Genomic DNA, 17,162 nt, shown 5'->3' with positions numbered 1-17,162 from the left:
TCTCTTTCAGCTCCCCAGCCGCTGGCGCAGGGAGCGCAGCCGCTTCACCGCGTCGTCGAGGTGGGCCTCCGGGGCGGCGTAGGAGATGCGCACGAAGCCTTCGCCGCCGGCGCCGAAGCCGTTGCCCGGGACCACACCGACCTTGGCGTGCTCGAGCAGGTAGCGGGCCACCACTTCGCTCTCCGGTCCGGGCTCCTCGCCGATGGCGAGCAGGCGCTGGTACAGGCTGCGGACGTCGACGAAGGCGTAGAAGCCGCCCCGGGGCGGTCCCGCCGGCAGGTCGAAGCCGTCGATGGCGGTGAGCTTTTCGAGGAAGCGCAGGCTCTTGGCCTGGAGCTCGCTGCAATGCCGGGCCACCAGGGTGTCGGTGGTGGGGTCCGCCAGGCCGGCGGCGGCTCCCTCCTGCACCAGGGTGCCGCCGGCCAGGCATTGGAAGGTGTGGGCCTTGGTGGCGGCGTCGACGATGTCCGGGTGGGCGAGCATCCAGCCGATGCGCCAGCCGGTCATGCCAAAGCGCTTGGAGAAGCTGTTGACCAGGATGGTCCGCCGGGTCTCCGGCTCCAGCAGCCGGGCGGGGACGTGCTCGCCCTCGAAGAAGAGGGAGTCGAAGACCTCGTCGTGCATCAGGTGGATGCCGCGATCCTCGACGATGCCGAGCAGCTCCTCGAGGGTGCTGCGGTCGTAGACGGTGCCGGTGGGGTTCTCCGGCGAGTTGAGCATCAGCAGCTTGGTGCGCTCGCTGAGGTGCGCCTCGAAATCCGCCGGATCGAGGCGGAAGCGCCGCTCCGGCCGGGTGGCGATGCGCACCGGCCGCCGCCCCAGCACTTTGACGATGGGCTCGAAGAGCATGTAGCAGGGGTCGGGGATGACAACTTCGTCGCCGGGGTTGGTGAGGGTGAAGACGGTGAGCCAGAGGGCGCCGGCGCCGCCGTTGGTGACCAGCACCTCGGAGTCCGGATCCACCTCCAGGTCGTAGCGCCGCCGGTAGTAGCCGGCGATGGCCTGGCGTAGCGCCGGCAGGCCGCGGGAGTGGGTGTAGCGGTCGTAGCTCGGCGACGGATCCTCGGTGCGCTCGCCGAGGCGCGCCACCAGCCGATCCAGCACCACCGCCGGCGGACCATAGCCGGGCTCGCCGACGGTGAGATTGACGATGGTCGGGTCGCCGGCGATGGCGTCGGAGATCTTCTTCGACGGATGGGGCCGGCAGGCCAGCAGGTCCTGGTTGAGGAACGGGCTCTCCGCCATGGTGGTGCTCATGTTGATGCTCTCTCGGTCGTTCGCTAGCCGTTTATCGGCGCCGGTCTTTCATGGATGCTGGGCCGGGGCGGCCATGGCCGCCTCGAAGGCTTCCAGCAGGTGGTCGATGTGGTGCTCGGCGACGTTGCCCAGATGGCCGATGCGCAGCAACCGCTCTTTGAGGTGGGCTCGCCCCTGGGCGATGAACACCTGGTGCTCCTGCTCCAGCCGGCGGCGCACCTCGCTGGCGGAGAGCTTCTCCGGCAGCAGCACCGAGGTCACCGTCGGCGAGGCGTGGGCGTCGTCGGCGAAGCCTTCGAGGCCGAGCTCCAGGAGGCCTCCGCGGCAGCGGTCCGCCAGCCGGCGGTGACGGCGGTAGACCTGCTCCAGGCCCTCGTCGGTCATCAGCTGGAGCGCCGCGTCGAGACCGTAGACGCTGCCCATGGCGGGGGTGTAGGTGGTGGTGCCCTCCGCCACCGCCGCCGCCATCTTGGGGAAGTCGAAGTAGTAGCGTCGCTGGGCGCCGCGTTCCGCCGCCGCCAGGGCGCGGGGGCTGGCGGCCAGGATCACCAATCCCGGCGGTGCCATCAGGGCCTTCTGGCTGGCGGTGAGGACGATGTCCAGCCCCAGCTCGTCCATGTCCACCGCCGTGGCGCCGACGCTGCTGACGCCGTCCACCAGCAGCAGGGCGTCGGTCTCTTCTCGCACCACCGCCGCCAGCTGCGGCAGCGGGTTGAGCACGCCGGTGGAGGTCTCGTTGTGGGTCAGCAGCACCGCCGCCACGGAGCCCGCGGCGCGCAGGGCACGGCGCAGGTCGTCGGGGTCGGTGGCCCGGCCCCAGGGGACGTCCATGGGCACCACCTCGGCGCCGAAGGTGGCGGTCACCTCGGCGAAGCGTTCGCCGAAGTGACCACAGCGCACCGCCAGCACGCGGTCGCCGGGGGCGACGGTGTTGAGCACCGCCGCCTCCAGACCGCCGGTACCGGAGGCGGTGAACGGCAGGATGGTGCCCCGGCGGGTGCCGAAGACCTCGCCCAGGCGCTCCACCACCCGCCGCAGCCGGTGGCGGAACTCCCCGCTGCGATGGCTCACCATCTGCTCGCCCACGGCCTCCAGCACCGGCCCCGGGAGCGGGGTCGGGCCGGAGATGCGCAGGTTGCGCGAATCGGGGATTCGCGGGTCGGAGGTCACTGCCAGAAGATCCTCAGGTCCTGGGAGCGCCGATGGGCCTCGTATTTGGAGAAGGCGTCGAGGACATCGGTGGTCATGATCAGGTTCGAGGGCTTGCCCGGGCGCACGCCCCACAGGCCGTCGTCGGCGGTGTTGTTCGCCAGCCAGCCGATGGCGTCGGAGACCACCTTGGGCAGCCGCGGGTCCGGCACCACGCTGTAGGTCAGCAGCAGCGCCCGGGCGGCGTCGCAGGTGTGGTCGACGTGCTGTTTGTCCCAGGAGCCGTCCTCCTCCTGCTCCCCCACCAGGTAGTCGATGGCGTTCTGGATCGGCGCCGCCGGGCCCTGGGCGAAGAGCACCATCTTCGGCAGCAGGTGGGAGGTCGGTCCCACGGGAGCCTCGTAGGCGCCGGTGTCGTGCCAGGAGCCGTCCGCTTCCTGGGAGCGGTCCAGATGCGCCGCGGCGCGGGCCAGGGCGAGGCGGGCCTCGGCGTGAATCTTGGCGGTCTCTTCGCCGAAGGACTCCTTGAGGGCGTAGTGCAGCAGGCCCATGGAGGAGCTAGTGGCGTCCCGCGGTCCCCAGACCTCGTCCTTGAAGAAGCCTTCCGGATCCTGCTGGCCGAGGACGTGGAGGATCGAGCGCTTGGCGGCCTGGAGGTAGTCCGGGCGGCCCAGCTCGCGGTGGGCGCGGATCAGGTTGCGGGCCCCGAAGCAGGTGTTGCGCACGCCGTGGCGCTCGTCGTTGGCCGCTTCGCCCCAGGAGCCGTCGTCCTTCTGGCAGGCGAGGAGGGCGTCGAACTCGTCCACGTACTCCTCCACCAGCCCGATCTGCAGGATCACCCGCAGCACGTGGTTGGCCAGGTCGAGCTTGCGGGCCTCGTTGGTGGCGAAAGACCATTCCTCCTTCCGAGGCACCATGCCGTCGCGGAAGAGGTCCTGGATCGCCTCTTTGGTCATGGTCTGAGGGTCGACTTTCTGTACGGCAACGCTGGTCATGAAACGTCCTCCAAAGCTGTTGTCAGCGGTTCTGGTTGGTCTTGACTCGATGGTGAAAACTCGTTCGAAATTCTCCGGATCCGTGGGCTAGCTGGTTATTTGCCGTGGCCGGCGGATACCGGTTGGGGTCCAGCGGCGGCGGGGGCCGGGATGTACTCGCGCTCGGCGGCTTCGATGGCGCCGAGGCGTACCAGCTCGTAGATATCCGTCAGCGGTACGGTGGCGTCGTCCACGGAATTGCCGACACCGGTGCGGCGCAGGGTCTCGAGGGTCGAGCGCATGGCCTGGATCGCCGCGCGGATGCTCTGATTGGGGAAGATGGCCAGGCGGTAGCCGTAGCTCGTCAGCTCGTCCAGGGAGACCTGGTTGTAGAGGGTGGGGATGGCCACCAGGGGGCAGCTGCCCTTCCAGCCGGCGAGGAATTCCTTCAGCGGCGGGAAGGCCTTGGCGTGGACCACGATGGCGTCGGCCCCGGCAGCGGCATAGGACTCGGCGCGGTGCCAGGCGGCCTCCAGCCCCTCGCCGGCGATGAGGGATTCGATGCGGCCGATGACCAGGAAGTTGGAATCCTCCCGGGTGTCCACCACCGCGCGGATCTTGCCCGCCATCTCCTCCGCCGTCACCAGCTCCCGGTTCTTGCGTTCGTAGAGGCTGCAGCGCTTGGGGTACTCGTTGTCCTCGATACACACGCCGGCGGCGCCGGCGCGCTCCAACAGGCGGGTCATGTGGATCACATTGATGGCGTTGCCGAAGCCCGAATTGCCGTCCACGATCACCGGTAGCTCGGTGGCGTCCACCATGCGGCGGACGATGTCCACGGTCTCGGTCATGGTTACCAGGTCGACGTCGGCGACGCAGCGGCTGGCCAGGGAGATGCCGAAGCTGCTGGCCCAGACACCGTCGAATCCGGCCTCTTCCACCAGTCGGGCGCTGAGTCCGTCGTGGGCTCCCGCCAAGACCGCGATGCGGTCCTCCAGCAGGCTTGCCCGCAGTTTTTTGCGCGATTCCTTTCCCATCTCAAATCACCTCAAATTCAAACATTGGTTGTCGACACCGAAGCCCGGCTCCCTTGCGGGGAATCCATCCAACAGTGGGCGAAGGGGGTCTTCATGATCACCAGGCCTCGATGAAGACTCGTTCCAGATCTCCCGCGTCCATGGGCCGGGGGTTGGCCGCCAGGTGGCGCTGGTCGTCGGCGGCAATGGCCGCCATGCGGGGGATCGAGTTGCGTTCGACTCCGGCGTCCCGCAGGCGGGTGGGGACTCCCGCCTGCTGGGCCAGCCGTCGCAGGGCGGCGGGCAGGTCGTCGGTGTCGAAAATGCTTTGCAGCCGCGCCACCTTGTCGGCGGCGGCGGGTCGGTTGAAGGCCACCACCGGGGGCAGCATCAGGGAGTTGGCGACGCCGTGGGGGAGTCCCCAGATGCCGGACAGGGGGTAGCCGCAGGCGTGCACCGCGGCGGTGCCCACCGGCGAGAAGGCCAGCCCGGCGAGGAGGGATGCCTCCGCCATGCCGTCCCGGGCTTCCGGCGCGCCGTCCTGCACCGCCGCCACCAGATGTTGGCGAATCAGGCGGATGGAGCGCTCGGCGTAGAGATCGCAGATCGGGTTGGCGCGCCGGTTGGTCCACGCTTCGATGGCGTGGCAGAGGCTGTCGAGGCCGCTGGCGGCGGTCACCGCCGGCGGGCAGGTGTCGGTGGCGGCGGGGTCCACCAGGGCCAGGTCGGGGACCAGCATCGGGTCCTTGACCCCGCGTTTGGTGCCCGCCTTGCGGTCGGTGAGCACAGCGTCCTGGCTGACCTCGCTGCCGCTGCCGGCGGTGGTCGGCAGCATCACCGTCGGCAGGCCTTTGCGGCCCACGTTGCGGATGCCGTAGAGCTCGCCGATGGGGCGCAGGTCGATGGCCAGTACCGCCGCCAGCTTGGCGAGGTCGAGGGCGCTGCCGCCGCCGAAGCCCACCACCGCCTGGACGGACTCCCGCCGCGCCAGCTCCGTGGCCTCCGCCAGCTCGTCCTCGCCGGGCTCGGCGGGAGTGCCGGCGAAGAGCACGGTCTCGATCTCGGCGCGGCGCAAGCTCGTCTGCAGCTCGTCCAGCGCCGGCCGGCCGGGCATGCCGCGGCTGGTGGCCAGCAACACCTTGCGGTGTCCCAGCTCCCGCAGCACTGGCCCGGTCTGGGCCACGACGCCGCGGCCGAGCTCGATGCGCGGCAGGCGGTGCAGGCTCACCATGCCTCGCCCTCCTGCAAGGACTGAGCGAAGCGGCGGGCGATTTCCGGTGGCTCGACGTCCACCCGCCGGCCCGGGCCGGGCTCCTCGGGGGAGACGTGGACGTGGATCAGCGACGGGCCCTCCAGGTCCTGCCACTCCCGAGCCAGCCGGCGCAGGGTGGTCTCGTCGTCGCAGGCTTGGGCCCGGGCGTAGCCGCAAGCGAGGGCGGTGGCGGCGAAATCCGCCGCCGGGGACACCGTCGGTTGCCCGCCGGTGGCGCCGTAGGTGCCGTTGTCGAGCACCACGTGGAGGAAGTGCCGCGGCTGCCATTGGCCGACCATGGGCAGGATGCCCATCCCCATGAGCAAGTTGCCGTCGCCGTCGAGGACCAGCAGCCGTTGGTCCGGCCGGGCCAGGGCGGCGCCCAGGGCGATGGCCGGCGCCAGCCCCATGGAGCCGAGCATGTAGAAGTGGTGGGGCCGGGCCTCGCAGTTGAAGCCCTCCCGGGAGATGTAGCCGTTGGCCAGCACCGCAGGCCGCTGGGGGTCGGTCTCCTGGTAGACGGCGGCGATGGCCTCGCGGCGCAGCATCAGAGTGGGCGTCTTGGGAGCCTGCGCGCTCATGGGGAGCCCTCCTCTTCGCTCTCTCGCCGCTCGAATTCCTTCGGCCGCACCACCAGCGCCGCCAGGTCGCCCTCGTCGTGGAAGGCGGGGTCGAAGGCGTCGCCGGCGCTGAGGAAGCGCCAGCGCACTCCCAGGGTTTCGAACAGTGCGGGCATGCGGGCTCCCAAGTCCACGTGCTCCGGGGCATCGGGCCCGTGCCCGCGCCAGCTGACGATCAGCAGCACCGGCAGCTCGTACATGCGCTGGAGGGAGAGGAGGGCGTTGATGGAGACTCCGAGACCGGAGTTCTGCATCAGCACCACCGGCCGGCGGCCGGCCATGGTGGCGCCGGCGGCGAGCCCCACCGCCAGATCCTCCCGGGTGGCCGGGTAGTACGCCAGGTCACCGTTCCCCAGGGCCGCGTAGAGGGGGTTGAGCAGGCTGCAGGGAACGCCGGTAAAGAAGTCGTAGCCCAGGGCTCCGAGTTGCTCGAGGCAGGTTCGGGCGTGCTCGACGACGGCGGCGGGCTGGGAGTGGACGGAGCTCACGGGGTCTCTTTCTCCAGGAGTGGGATCTCCACAGTTCGGTACAGGGCGATCATTCGGTCCTCAGGGCGTTCATGGGGTCGATGCGGGTAGCCCGCAGCGCCGGCACCAGGGTGGCCAAGAGGACCACCAGGAGCAGCGCCAGGGGCACCGTGAGCAGCGTCACCGGGTCGTAGGCGGGGACACCGTAGAGCAGGCTGTCGAGGGTGCGAACCCCGGCGAGGGTGGCCACCAGCCCCACCACCACGCCGAGGGCGGCGAGGCGCAGGCCCTGCAGGACCACCAGCCGCAGCAGGTCGACGCGGCGGGCGCCGAGGGCCATGCGCACCCCCATCTCCTGGTGCCGCTGGGCCACCGAGAACGAGAGCAGGGCGTAGACCCCCACCGCCGCCAGCGCCACCGCGATGAACGCCGCCAGGGAGAACATCACCAGGCTGAAGCGATTGGGTCCCAGGGAGCTGGCTACCCGCTGGTCCATGGTGGCGATGTCGAAGGCGGGTTGGTCCTTGTCGAGGGCCCAGATCTGCTGGCGCACCGGCTCGATGAGGGTTTCCGGATCCACCGCCGAGCGCACCACCACCGCGGTCTGGATGCGCGGGTTCTGGCTGTAGGCGAAGTACAGCTGACCCTTGGGCTCGTCCTCCAGGCCATAGTGGTGGATGTGGTCGACGACGCCGATGACCCGGCGGATGAGGTCCGTCTCCTTCACTCGCACTTCTTTGTCCAGGGGATCCTCGTCGGGGAAGAGGCGCTCCGCCAGGTTGCGGTCGAGGATCGCCACGTGGGGGGTGGAGAGGTCGTCGCCGGGTTGGAAGTCCCGGCCGGCGACGATGCGGGCGCCCATGGTCTCGAAGTAGCCCGGCGAAGCGGAGCGCAGGTCGACGAACTCCTCGTCCTCGGGGCGGCTGGGGCGGCCCTCCGCCAGCACCGGGTACGACCAATAGGCGTCGGTGAAGGGCAGGTGGGAGACCACTCCCGCGGAGGTGACGCCGGGGAGCTGCTCGATGCGCTGCAGCAGCTCGGTGAAGAAGGCGGCGCGGTCGGCGCGGTGGCCGTAGCGGTCGCCGGGGAGGTCGATGCGCAGGGAGAGCACGTTCTCGGCGTCGAAGCCCGGATCCACCCGCTGGAGCTCCTGGAAGCTGCGCAGCAGCAGGCCGGTGCCCACCACCACCACCAGCGCCAGAGCCACCTCGGAGATCACCAACAGGCTGTGGAGCTTCTTGCCGCTGAGGCTCGACATCATGCCCCGGCCGCCCTCCCGCAGGGTCGGCGCCGAGGCGTTGCGTGCCGCCCGCAGCACCGGCACCATGCCGGTGATCACCGCCGTCGCCAGGGAGACCACGACGGCGAAGGCGAGGACCGAGGGATCGAGGCTGGCCTGCTCCAGCCGTGGGATGCGCCCGGGGTCGAGGGCGATGATGGCCTTCAGGCCCCAGAAGGCCAGGATCAAACCCGCCGCACCGCCGAGCAGAGCGAGGACCACCTGCTCGGTGAGCAACTGGCGGATCAGACGGGTGCGGCTGGCCCCGAGGCTGGTGCGCAGGGCGAGCTCGCGGCTGCGGGTGGCGCCGCGGGCCAGCAGCAAGTTGGCGACGTTGCCGCAGGCGATGAGCAGGACCCCCACCACGGCGGTCATGAGCAGCAGCAGGGGTGTCTTGATCCCCTCCACCAGATGGCTTCGGAAGGACACCAGGTTGAGACCCCAGGCGCGGTCCCGGTAGCTGTCGGGGTATTTCTCCTCCAGCCCCTCGGCGAGGGAATTCATCTCCGCCTGGGCCGCCGACAGGGAGACGCCGTCCTGCAGCCGGGCGAGGACCCGGAAGCTGCGGTAGTTGCGGTTCATGGACGCGTAGTCGAAGGGCATGGCGAGCCACAGATCGACGTCGCTGGGCAGGTGGTCGTCGGTGGGCAGCAGGGTGAAGTCGGCGGGTAGCACCCCCACCACCCGGTAGGCCTCGCCGTCCACCTGGATGGTGCGCTCCAGGATCTCCGGGTCACCGCCGAAACGGGAGCGCCAGAAGTCGTAGTCCAGCAGCACCGCCTTGGTGCCGGGGCCTTCTTCCTCGGGCAGGAAGGTACGGCCGAGGGCGGCCTCGACGCCGAGCAGGGGGAAGAGGCTGGGGGAGGCGCCGAGGGCGCGCACCTGCCATGGATCTCCCTCGCCGGTGATGGTGAAGGTGCCTTCGAGCAGGCTGGAGACGTGGCTGAGGAGCTGGTCCTGATCCTTGAGGTCGAGGTACTCCGGGCCGGAGACCATGGTCGGCAGCAGCCCCTCGGCGCCGAGGTCCGTTTCCACCAGCATCAGCCGGTCCGGGTGCTCGTAGGGCAGGGGCTCCAGCAGCACCGTCTGCACCAGGCTGAAGATGGCGGTGGCGGCACCGATGCCCAGTCCCAAGGTGAGGATGGCCACCAGGCTGAAGCCCGGTTTCTTGACCAGCCCCCGGAGGGCGAAGCGCAGGTCGTGAAGTAGCTCTTCCATCAGCTCTCCTCGCCGCCCACCCGCAGCCCGGGATGCTCGGCGTTGGCGCCGCCCTCCGCCAGGTCCACCGCCACCACCCGCAGCTCGCTGGTGTAGTGGTTGCCCTCGGCGTCCTGGAGCCAGCAATCGTCGAAGTCGGGGAGCATTTCGGAGACGCCCAGGCGGATCTCCTCGCCGCCGCGGTCGATGGCCCGGCGGGCGATACGGCAGAAGATCTCCACCGCCGGCGGGCTGTCGAAGTCGACGAAGAAGGGTTTGTTCTCGTACGGCGAACGGGCGAAGACGAAGCGCGGGATGCCGTGGCTGCGGGCCCAGCGGCGGGCCCCCAGGAAGCGCTCGGGCTCGGTCTTGGCGCCGGGGAAGTCAAGCTCCGCGGCGGGGATGCGCCAGCTCTCCCGCTGCACCACCATGCGGTCGATGGTCACCCGCGGAACGTGGGGCGCCTTGGGCATGACCCGGAAGCTGTTGATGGTCTGGGCGGAAAAGGCTGCGTCGAGGAAATCCATGACCTGGAAGTCGTAGCTGCCGTCGAGGCTGCGGATGTGCAGCTGGCCCTCGTCTTCCAGGACCACGAAATCACCGATGCGCACGGTGGGGGCCTCGGGATCCGCCGGCGGCTCGAGATCGAGGGAGATGCGCAGGTCCTTGCCGGTGACCAGGCCGTAGTCCAGCCGCGCGGTGGTGGTGGAGAGCTGTTGGACGCCGGTGAGCAGGGTGGTCTCGTCGTCGCTTCTGCGTCGCGGCAGCCAGGGCACCACCGTGGGCTCCGGGATGTCCCGCAGCACGGCGTCCAAGAGCACCGCCGGATCGGGATGGGACTCGGAGAACAAGCGGGTGCGCAGAGTGTTGGTGGAGAGGTGGATCTCCCCGAGGACGAAGCCGAACTCGCCGCGGCGGATGGCTTCAGGGCTCTCCGCCCGCAGCAGGACGTCGGGGCATTGCTCGCGGGCGTGCTTCCAGCCCGGCCCCGGTGCCGGCAGCGCTTCCTCCAGGCGCCGGCGCACCTCGGCGCTGCTGCGCTCCACCCGCCGCTCGTCACCCTCCAGATCGAGGATCTTCGCCCAGCGCTGCTGCATCTCGGCGGCGACCTCGGCGACCATGTCGATATTGGCTTGGAGCAGAATGGGCTGGATGCCGTGGAAGTATTGAAACAGGGGGATCACCGCCTGACCGCTGGCCTCCCGCAGCTGCCGATAGGCTTCCGTGAGTTGTTCGGTCCAGCGGCGGGAGAGTTCGTAGGTGAACCACCGGGCGCTCATCAGAATCAGGCTCAGGGGTGGCCCCAGCTCGTCCAGCACCGCCGGCCCCAGCTCCAGCCGGATGTCCCGGCGGCAGTCCTGGTGGATCAGGGTGCGGGCGGCGTAGGTCTTGCCCCCGAGGCGGGTGGCGCTGCTGCCGGTGACCTCGGTGAACCACTCTTCGAGGGCTTCCAGGGCTTCGCCCAGCTGATCCGCGTCCCCGGCGGCGGCGATGCGGTCCCGGTGGGCTTCGAGCTCGTCGAGGCGCGCCAACCGCGGCTCCCTCAGCTCGGGATCGTCGATGGCTTCGAGGCGCTGGCGCAGCACCCGTTCCGGCCGCCGCACCATGGGTAGCTCCGGTTGCCACAGGAGCATGCCGGTGGAATGCATGGCGGTGAGCAGGGCCATCACCGCCTCGGGGCCTTCGAAGCCGAGCTGCGGATCCGCCGCCAGGTCCTGGGCGATCTGGCGGGCGGAGCGCCGGCCGTCGCAGGCCTGGAAGACCGCCAGCTGCTGCTCGCTGAGCTCCACCGCCTCGCCCTGCATGGGGATGTACTGCCGGCCCCGCAGGACGAAGAAGGGCATCACTCGCGGCAGCCAGTAGGGGCGTAGCTCTTCGCCTCCCAGGAGCACTTCCGCGACCTTGTCGACGCACCAATTCTCGAAGCGCACGATGCGTTCTGCCACCAGGTCTTCGCCGGCTTCGAAGACCAGATCGTCGCCGGTGGCGGTGAATTGTCCCCAGCCCATGGGGCCGAACCAGCCGATGGTGTCGTTCTTGGTGCAGTAGCGTTGGAGGTAGGCGGTCACCACCTGCTCGTGCTGGCGCTCCTGGGAGTTGCGGGAGCCGTCGGCGGGTTGGCGCAGGAGGGCGTCGACGCCGGTTTCCAAGGCGTGGCGGTTCTGCCAGGAGAGGGCCTGGCGGAAGCGGTCGTCACTGGCGATTTCCCGCAGGTGCCCGGCGAGCTCCACCATGCCGTCGTCAAAGCTCTGGCCGAAGGCGGCGGTCTCCGCCTCGAGGCGGTCGCGGGCTTCGGCAAAGCGTTCGACGGCCGAGTCGATGGCCGCGTTGGTGGCGGGGCCGGTGACGTCCCGCTTGCGGGGAGTCTTGCCCTTGTTGAGGCGGGAGATGGCTCCAATGCGCCGGAAGCGCTCGCGCTTCTCCAGCTCCTCCAGGCCGTCCCGCAGCTCTTCCAGGGCGGCCTCGCGGCAGGCCTCCAGATGACCCTCGGCGGCCAGCACGCGATCCGCGGCTTCGGCGACGGACGGTGACGCCAGGCGCAGAACTTCCCGAGCCGGGAATCCCGCACCGCGCAGGCAGAACCACCGCCACAGGCCCCAGCGCTCTCCCGGAAGCGGTTCCAGGTGAGGCGGAAAGGTGCCGGTGTCGGCGTCCTCTGCGTCGGCAACGAGTTGAGAATGACTGCGGTCCATAGGGTCGACGTCCCTCCTGAGGGGTTCGGCAAGCATGGGTCGCGCGCCGGGCGCGCGAGAATTCCGGGAATTGAAAGCTTCAGGGGCTGGGGCCCATGCGCAGGGCCACCACACCATCCAGCACGCCGATGTCGGCTTCTTCTTTGATCTTCAGCTCACCGCCGAGGCGGTAGTACTCGCTGGCCGGAACCGGAAGTCCTCGCTTGACACCCACCAGAGTTCCGGATTCCAGCGGGTGGAGGGTCGTGCGGTCCGAATGGGGAGTCGGGCCGCTGCGCGGTGCCGAGTCGTGGACCACCAGGACCAGATCGGCGGCGGGACCGCCGAAGGGGGAGTCGTCGGTGGTGGAAACCGAGGCTTGGGCCAGAGGCTCGTAGCCCACCAGCGCCGCCCAATGGGCCTCGAAGCGGCGGAAGGAGTTGGTGGCCGGCTCGTAGCGGTACCAGCCGATCTGCAGCCACACCGCCGAGGCGCCCACCACCTGCTCCCGCAGCCAGTCCAGGTCGACCCGCTTCGAGCCCCCGGAATACTCCTCCGGATGGTAGGTCCAGCCGCGGTATTGGAGGGACTCGATGGTGTAGCCGTGATCCTCGACGTAGCGCTCGACGCCGCGCAGGAAGTTGCTCTCGTTGGTGCCGTGGGTCGAGGTGCGGAGATAGTCCTCGCTGGCCAGCGCCTCCACCAGCGCGCCTTGATCCGCCCAGTCTTCGATAGGCTCCGGGAGGAGCTTTTCGTAGCCGTTGCGTCCGAGCCACACCAGGGCGTTGCTCACCGACACCGGGCCGCAGTGGTAGCGGCCGCCGCCGAAGGCGATTTCCGCCCGCGGGTCGGTCTGCATCAGGTCCGGGGTGTCGGCGATCTTCTCCAGGTACCTCTCCGGCGCCTCCGCCGCCACCGGCAACCCGGCGAGGGATGCCAGCAGCAGGGCGCCGAGGAGCAGGTCGGCGCCGCGGCGCCGCGAGAGCCATGGAGAAGGGTTCCGGATCATTTGAAGTCCACGTCGTTGAGGGCGGGCATGAAGCGGCCGTTGAGGCTCTCGATCATGTAGGCGCGCATCTGCGCCAGGGTGCGGCGGTCGAGGGTCTCGTGCTCGAAGGCGTAGCTCGCCTGGTTCTCGCCGTAGAGGATGTAGTAATCCTTCCAATCGTCGGACAGCCAGGTGATGCCGTAGCGCTCGGGGTTGTGGTAGGGATCGGTTCCCGGCAGGGGGACGAAGTTGAATAGGTTGTAGCTGGAGAACGGCATCTTGATCAGCTCCCGCACCGACTCCCGCACCGTCTCCCAGGTTTCGCCGGGATAGCCGACGATGAGCCCCACCCGCACCTCGATGCCGTAGCGCCGGGCGATGCGAATGCCCTCCGCCATCTTCTGCACGTCCTTGCGGGTGTTCATCAGGTCCTGCATCGTCTGGCTGCCCGACTCGACGCCGCAGGCGACCATGCGGCAGCCGGACTCCGCCAGCAGGCGGCAGCGTTCCTCGGTGAGGTCGACGGCGCGGCAGTAGACCCGGTAGGGTCGGCCGAATTCCTTCAGCCGCGGTGCCAGCTGGCGGAAGAAACGCAGGTTCATCAGGAAGTTGTCGTCGATGAAGCGCAGGGCGTCGACGGAGTAGTCCGCGTCCAGCTGGTGGAGCTCGGCCATCACGTGGTCCACCGGGCGCAACCGCACCTTCTCCGCCAGCGCGGCGGTGAAGCAATAGGTGCAGCGGAAGGGGCAGCCGCGGCCGGAGAGGATGGAGAAGGCCAGGCGGCCGTCCACCACGCGGCTGTAGGAGTCGGTATCCACCAGCGAGTAATCGTTGAGGGGCAGGGCGCCGAGATCCAGGGGCGCCTGGGTGTGAACCACCGCCGTCTCCAGCTCCCGGCTCGCCATGGGGCCCACCAGATAGGCGATCTCCGCCTCCGCTTCGCCCACCACCACGTAGTCGAAATCCTCCGCTGTCTCCTTGGGCAGAGCCTGGGCGTGGGGGCCGCCGACCATGATCGGGGCCGAGGAGATCTCGCGGATCTGATCCCTCAGCTCCAGGGACTCGACGTAGGAGATGGTGAAGAGGGTGATGCCGTAGAGGTCGGCGTCGGGAATCCGCGGCTGACTGCCGCCGGCGAAATCCAGAATGGTCACCTCGTGACCCTCTTGGCGCAGCACGGTGCCGATTTGCAGCAACCCGATGGGCGGATCGATGCGGTCGTTGATCAGCTCCGGAGACGGCGGCCGCAGCAGGCAGATGCGCAGCGGTTGCACCTCCGCCGGGGGACCCAGGGCGGGGCCGGCTTGGGTTGAGCAGTCTCCGAGGATGTTGAGGTGGGCCATAGGGTTTCTCCGGGCGCTGCGACTCAGGCGTCGCAGTTGAGCATCGGCTCCTTCTTCAGCAGCCACTTGGAGAGGAACGAGCCTTTCCCGTCGTGGGCGATCATCAGGAAGATCGAGCGCACCCACCACTGCACCGTCGCGTTGGGCACGAAGCGGTACATGGCGCGGCGCAGGGGGTCGTTGAGGGCGAAGGTCCACATGGTGGTCATGAACAACCGATTGCCCAGGCGATTCCAGAAGTTGGTGTCGAAGCCGTCCGGATAGCGGCTGAGGTCGATGTTGGGCAGGGTCTTGCCCATCACCTTGTTGGCGAATTTGAGCCGCGTGGTCAGGGCGTGTTTCTTGTAGCGCATGGGCTTTTCCTGACTGCGCACGAAGGTCTCGCTATCCGCCGGCTCGAGGTAGAGGGCGCCGTCCTCGATGGCCGATTCGATGAGCGGTACCACCTTGCGGTTGCGCGCCGCGATCACCGACCAGCCTTCATCCTTGCGGTCCGTGAGCTCCTTGAGCCAGGCGTCCCCCACCACCACGTCGGCGGTCTCGTTCATCAGGTCCGAGCAGATGGTGCAGCGGTAGTTGGTGGTGAACGGGATGCGCGGCAGGAATTCGTAGATCAGCTTGCGCTCGACCTTGTCCTGGCCTTGAATGCGCACGTGACCCGGCCATTTGCCCTCGCGGTAGTCGATGCGTTCATTGGACTTGAGATCGATCTCCCAATCCCGGGCCTGGTCGACGATGGCCTTGAAGCCGGCGCAATAGCCGCAGATCAGTCCGATGCGCAGGACGATGGACATCTCCAGCCGCGGCAGCTTGCGCTCCATCAGCCGCAGCGAGCGCATGTGGCAGCCGAGGAGCACCACGGCGAAACGCTCCGTCGACGAGACCAGCTCGCGGAAGCGTTCGCCCATGGGCATGGGGTAGTACTTCGAGCCCCAGGCGTCCTCGATCTCCTCGCGGGTGCGGGCGATGAGGATGTCGTGCTGCATGGGGTCCTTCTTATTCGACCCCACCAGCAGCGCGCCGTCGATCTGGCCGCTCTCCAGCAGGTAGACCAGCAGGCCCGTGACCAGGCCGCCGGAGGTGCCGCGGCTGCGGATGGCGTCGTCGGTGGAGTAGCCGATCCAGGTGTCGGTGATGGCGCCGCCGCAGTACTCGTCGTAAGTCTCCGCCACGATGGGATTGCGCTCCCACAGCGACGGATCCTCCTGGACGCCGGCGCAAACCTGCACGCACAGGCTCTTGCATTTCTCGACGCACAGGGATTCGTCCTTGACCTTGGGGAAGTAGCGGTAGTGCTCGTCGCGGGTCAGGTCGATGGTGTCGTGGGGGCACATGGCGCCGCAGGCGCCGCATTGGGTGCACAGATCGTTTTCCACCACCGACTCGATGTTCAGCCAGTCGGGATTGATGTGGCACAGCGGCTCGCCGCCCTTGGGGGACGGCCGCCCCTTGGCGGTGTCGTGGATCGGGAGGGTGGCGTTCATGACGCGCTCGCTTCCGTGTAACCGAGGACGAAGCAGCGCTCGCCCAGGCGGTAGTAGTCAGAGAAGATTCCTTCGAGGGTGAAGCCGGCTCGCCGCCCGGCGTGCAGGGCGTCTTGCTCCTGCTCGCCGAGGAAGATGACGTGTTTCTGGGTGCCGGGCCGGGCGGCCGCTGCGGCTTCCACCGCCGATTCCAGGGCCATGCTCAGACAGGTGGGCCCGTCTTCGCCGGCCAGCAGGGGGTGGCGGATTTTGAATAGGGTGTGGTTCCGGCCGTTGCCGATGCCGTAGACCGAGAGATGGACGGCGGCGAGATTTTCGTCGTCCAGAGCCGCGCCGTACCAACCCTCCCCGCGGCCGGTGTGCCGCGCCGCCAGCTCCAGAACGTAGTCCTCGCTCTCCGGGCCTCCGAAGATGCTGTGGGGGAAGGGGTAATCCTCCGCCAGCCGCGCCACCTGCTCGAGGAAGTCCGAGTCTTCAGGACCGAAAAGAGACTCCCTCGTCGCGCGGGAGGCTAGGCTAGGTGACATCTCTCGCAGCCTAGGCATACTGGATAGTCCTCAAGTCGGTTCTCGTGGTGGTCGCGGATGAACTGCTCGTACACCGGGCCGTGGAGGATCTCCTCCAGGCTCTGGTGGCGGAGGTTGCCGAAGCGCACCTCGGCGTTGAAATCGAAGCAGCAGGGAATCACGTGGAGGTCCCAGGTCACCTGCAGGATCCGCCGGCGGTAGCCCCAGGTCACGGAGCATGGGATCTCGGTGTCGACGGTGTTGTAGCTGCGCCCGTTGCCGTAGTTGTGGAGCTCGCGCTCGCGCACCGTTTCGACACCCAAATCCGCCAGCCAGCGGCGGAAGGCCTCGACCTCTTCCTGAGAGCCCGGGGCTTCCACGTCGGGGTGGCTGGGGAAGGCGCGCACCACCACCTGGAACGTCTCCGGATAGGCCTGCTGGAGGCGGCAGAGGGTCTCGAGATTGCGCTTGGCCATCTCGAAGCCGTTGACCGCGTGCACCTGGCGGTAGGTCTCGGCGTCGAAGCCGTAGAAGCTCACCTCCACCTGCCGCAGACCGTTGGTCACCATGCGCTCCATCTCCTCCGGCTTGACCCGCGCGCCGAGGGTGGAGTAGATGCGCGGCTCGCTCTCCGGCCAGCGCTGGCGCACCAGGGCGATCTTGTCTGCCAGCTGGCGGTCGAGGAGGGGCTCACCGAAGCCGTGGAGGTCGACCCGCCCGCGGTGCTCGCCGACGCGGTCGAGGACCAGCGCCAGATCTTCCAGGGACATGAAGCCCTGGTCGCGGGTGTGCTGGTCGCGGGGACAGAAGAAGCATTTGTAGCCGCAGCGGTTGGTGTTCTCGATGCGCACCTCGGAGAACACCAGCGGGTGGGGGCCCGGCAGGGAAGAGGAGGCGGGGGCCTCCGTGGGTCGGGGGGGCAGCAGGGTGGGTGTCTGAGACATCGCTAAGGGGGGTC

General features: G+C 68.8%; 14 protein-coding genes. All 14 read right to left on the bottom strand.

The features are described 5' to 3' along the window. Window positions 1-6: 6 nt before the first annotated feature. Complete coding sequence (locus SX243_00345) at window positions 7-1,257, bottom strand: pyridoxal phosphate-dependent aminotransferase (protein MDY7091397.1); 1,251 nt, start codon at window positions 1,255-1,257, stop codon at window positions 7-9. Window positions 1,258-1,305: 48 nt separating this feature from the next. Then, a complete protein-coding gene (locus tag SX243_00340; GenBank protein ID MDY7091396.1) occupies window positions 1,306-2,427 on the bottom strand; it encodes an alanine--glyoxylate aminotransferase family protein in 1,122 nt (373 codons plus the stop codon). Next, window positions 2,424-3,401, bottom strand: a complete 978-nt coding sequence (locus SX243_00335) for a prenyltransferase/squalene oxidase repeat-containing protein (GenBank protein ID MDY7091395.1) — start codon at window positions 3,399-3,401, stop codon at window positions 2,424-2,426. The genes SX243_00340 and SX243_00335 overlap by 4 nt, the downstream gene beginning before the upstream one ends. A gap of 95 nt (window positions 3,402-3,496) precedes the next feature. Next, window positions 3,497-4,417 (bottom strand): isocitrate lyase/PEP mutase family protein, encoded by a 921-nt coding sequence (locus SX243_00330; protein ID MDY7091394.1) that lies wholly within the window; start codon window positions 4,415-4,417, stop codon window positions 3,497-3,499. Between the two features lie 97 nt (window positions 4,418-4,514). Continuing rightward, the gene (locus SX243_00325) at window positions 4,515-5,627 is read right to left on the bottom strand and encodes an iron-containing alcohol dehydrogenase (GenBank protein ID MDY7091393.1); all 1,113 of its coding nucleotides are present in this window, start codon (window positions 5,625-5,627) and stop codon (window positions 4,515-4,517) included. Continuing rightward, window positions 5,621-6,229, bottom strand: a complete 609-nt coding sequence (locus SX243_00320; protein MDY7091392.1) for a thiamine pyrophosphate-dependent enzyme — start codon at window positions 6,227-6,229, stop codon at window positions 5,621-5,623. Before SX243_00320 ends, SX243_00325 begins: the two co-directional genes overlap by 7 nt. Next, window positions 6,226-6,756, bottom strand: coding sequence for a thiamine pyrophosphate-binding protein (locus tag SX243_00315; protein ID MDY7091391.1), 531 nt, complete (start codon window positions 6,754-6,756; stop codon window positions 6,226-6,228). Before SX243_00315 ends, SX243_00320 begins: the two co-directional genes overlap by 4 nt. A gap of 49 nt (window positions 6,757-6,805) precedes the next feature. Continuing rightward, window positions 6,806-9,232: an ABC transporter permease gene (locus SX243_00310; protein MDY7091390.1), complete on the bottom strand. Its 2,427-nt coding sequence runs from the start codon at window positions 9,230-9,232 to the stop codon at window positions 6,806-6,808. Then, window positions 9,232-11,904, bottom strand: coding sequence for a lantibiotic dehydratase (locus tag SX243_00305; GenBank protein MDY7091389.1), 2,673 nt, complete (start codon window positions 11,902-11,904; stop codon window positions 9,232-9,234). Before SX243_00305 ends, SX243_00310 begins: the two co-directional genes overlap by 1 nt. Before the next feature lie 79 nt (window positions 11,905-11,983). Further along, window positions 11,984-12,892: a hypothetical protein gene (locus SX243_00300; GenBank protein ID MDY7091388.1), complete on the bottom strand. Its 909-nt coding sequence runs from the start codon at window positions 12,890-12,892 to the stop codon at window positions 11,984-11,986. Further along, window positions 12,889-14,214: a B12-binding domain-containing radical SAM protein gene (locus SX243_00295; protein ID MDY7091387.1), complete on the bottom strand. Its 1,326-nt coding sequence runs from the start codon at window positions 14,212-14,214 to the stop codon at window positions 12,889-12,891. Before SX243_00295 ends, SX243_00300 begins: the two co-directional genes overlap by 4 nt. 23 nt (window positions 14,215-14,237) lie before the next feature. Beyond that, a complete protein-coding gene (locus tag SX243_00290) occupies window positions 14,238-15,698 on the bottom strand; it encodes a Coenzyme F420 hydrogenase/dehydrogenase, beta subunit C-terminal domain (protein MDY7091386.1) in 1,461 nt (486 codons plus the stop codon). After that, window positions 15,695-16,225 carry a hypothetical protein gene (locus SX243_00285; GenBank protein ID MDY7091385.1) on the bottom strand — a complete coding sequence of 177 codons (531 nt, stop codon included), beginning with the start codon at window positions 16,223-16,225 and terminating at the stop codon, window positions 15,695-15,697. Before SX243_00285 ends, SX243_00290 begins: the two co-directional genes overlap by 4 nt. Further along, entirely contained in the window at window positions 16,210-17,148 is a 939-nt protein-coding gene (locus tag SX243_00280; GenBank protein MDY7091384.1) for an SPASM domain-containing protein, read from the bottom strand. The genes SX243_00285 and SX243_00280 overlap by 16 nt, the downstream gene beginning before the upstream one ends. Window positions 17,149-17,162: the final 14 nt, after the last annotated feature.

This window comes from Acidobacteriota bacterium (genome assembly GCA_034211275.1).
Lineage (GTDB): Bacteria > Acidobacteriota > Thermoanaerobaculia > Multivoradales > JAHZIX01 > JAGQSE01.
This window is presented reverse-complemented; position numbering and strand designations above follow the sequence as displayed.

Coding starts and splice junctions, on each gene's coding strand:
- SX243_00345 (MDY7091397.1), bottom strand. CDS start 1,257: ATGAGCACCACCATGGCGGAGAGCCCGTTCCTCAACCAGGACCTGCTG.
- SX243_00335 (MDY7091395.1), bottom strand. CDS start 3,401: ATGACCAGCGTTGCCGTACAGAAAGTCGACCCTCAGACCATGACCAAA.
- SX243_00330 (MDY7091394.1), bottom strand. CDS start 4,417: ATGGGAAAGGAATCGCGCAAAAAACTGCGGGCAAGCCTGCTGGAGGAC.
- SX243_00325 (MDY7091393.1), bottom strand. CDS start 5,627: ATGGTGAGCCTGCACCGCCTGCCGCGCATCGAGCTCGGCCGCGGCGTC.
- SX243_00320 (MDY7091392.1), bottom strand. CDS start 6,229: ATGAGCGCGCAGGCTCCCAAGACGCCCACTCTGATGCTGCGCCGCGAG.
- SX243_00310 (MDY7091390.1), bottom strand. CDS start 9,232: ATGGAAGAGCTACTTCACGACCTGCGCTTCGCCCTCCGGGGGCTGGTC.
- SX243_00305 (MDY7091389.1), bottom strand. CDS start 11,904: ATGGACCGCAGTCATTCTCAACTCGTTGCCGACGCAGAGGACGCCGAC.
- SX243_00300 (MDY7091388.1), bottom strand. CDS start 12,892: ATGATCCGGAACCCTTCTCCATGGCTCTCGCGGCGCCGCGGCGCCGAC.
- SX243_00295 (MDY7091387.1), bottom strand. CDS start 14,214: ATGGCCCACCTCAACATCCTCGGAGACTGCTCAACCCAAGCCGGCCCC.
- SX243_00290 (MDY7091386.1), bottom strand. CDS start 15,698: ATGAACGCCACCCTCCCGATCCACGACACCGCCAAGGGGCGGCCGTCC.
- SX243_00285 (MDY7091385.1), bottom strand. CDS start 16,225: ATGTCACCTAGCCTAGCCTCCCGCGCGACGAGGGAGTCTCTTTTCGGT.
- SX243_00280 (MDY7091384.1), bottom strand. CDS start 17,148: ATGTCTCAGACACCCACCCTGCTGCCCCCCCGACCCACGGAGGCCCCC.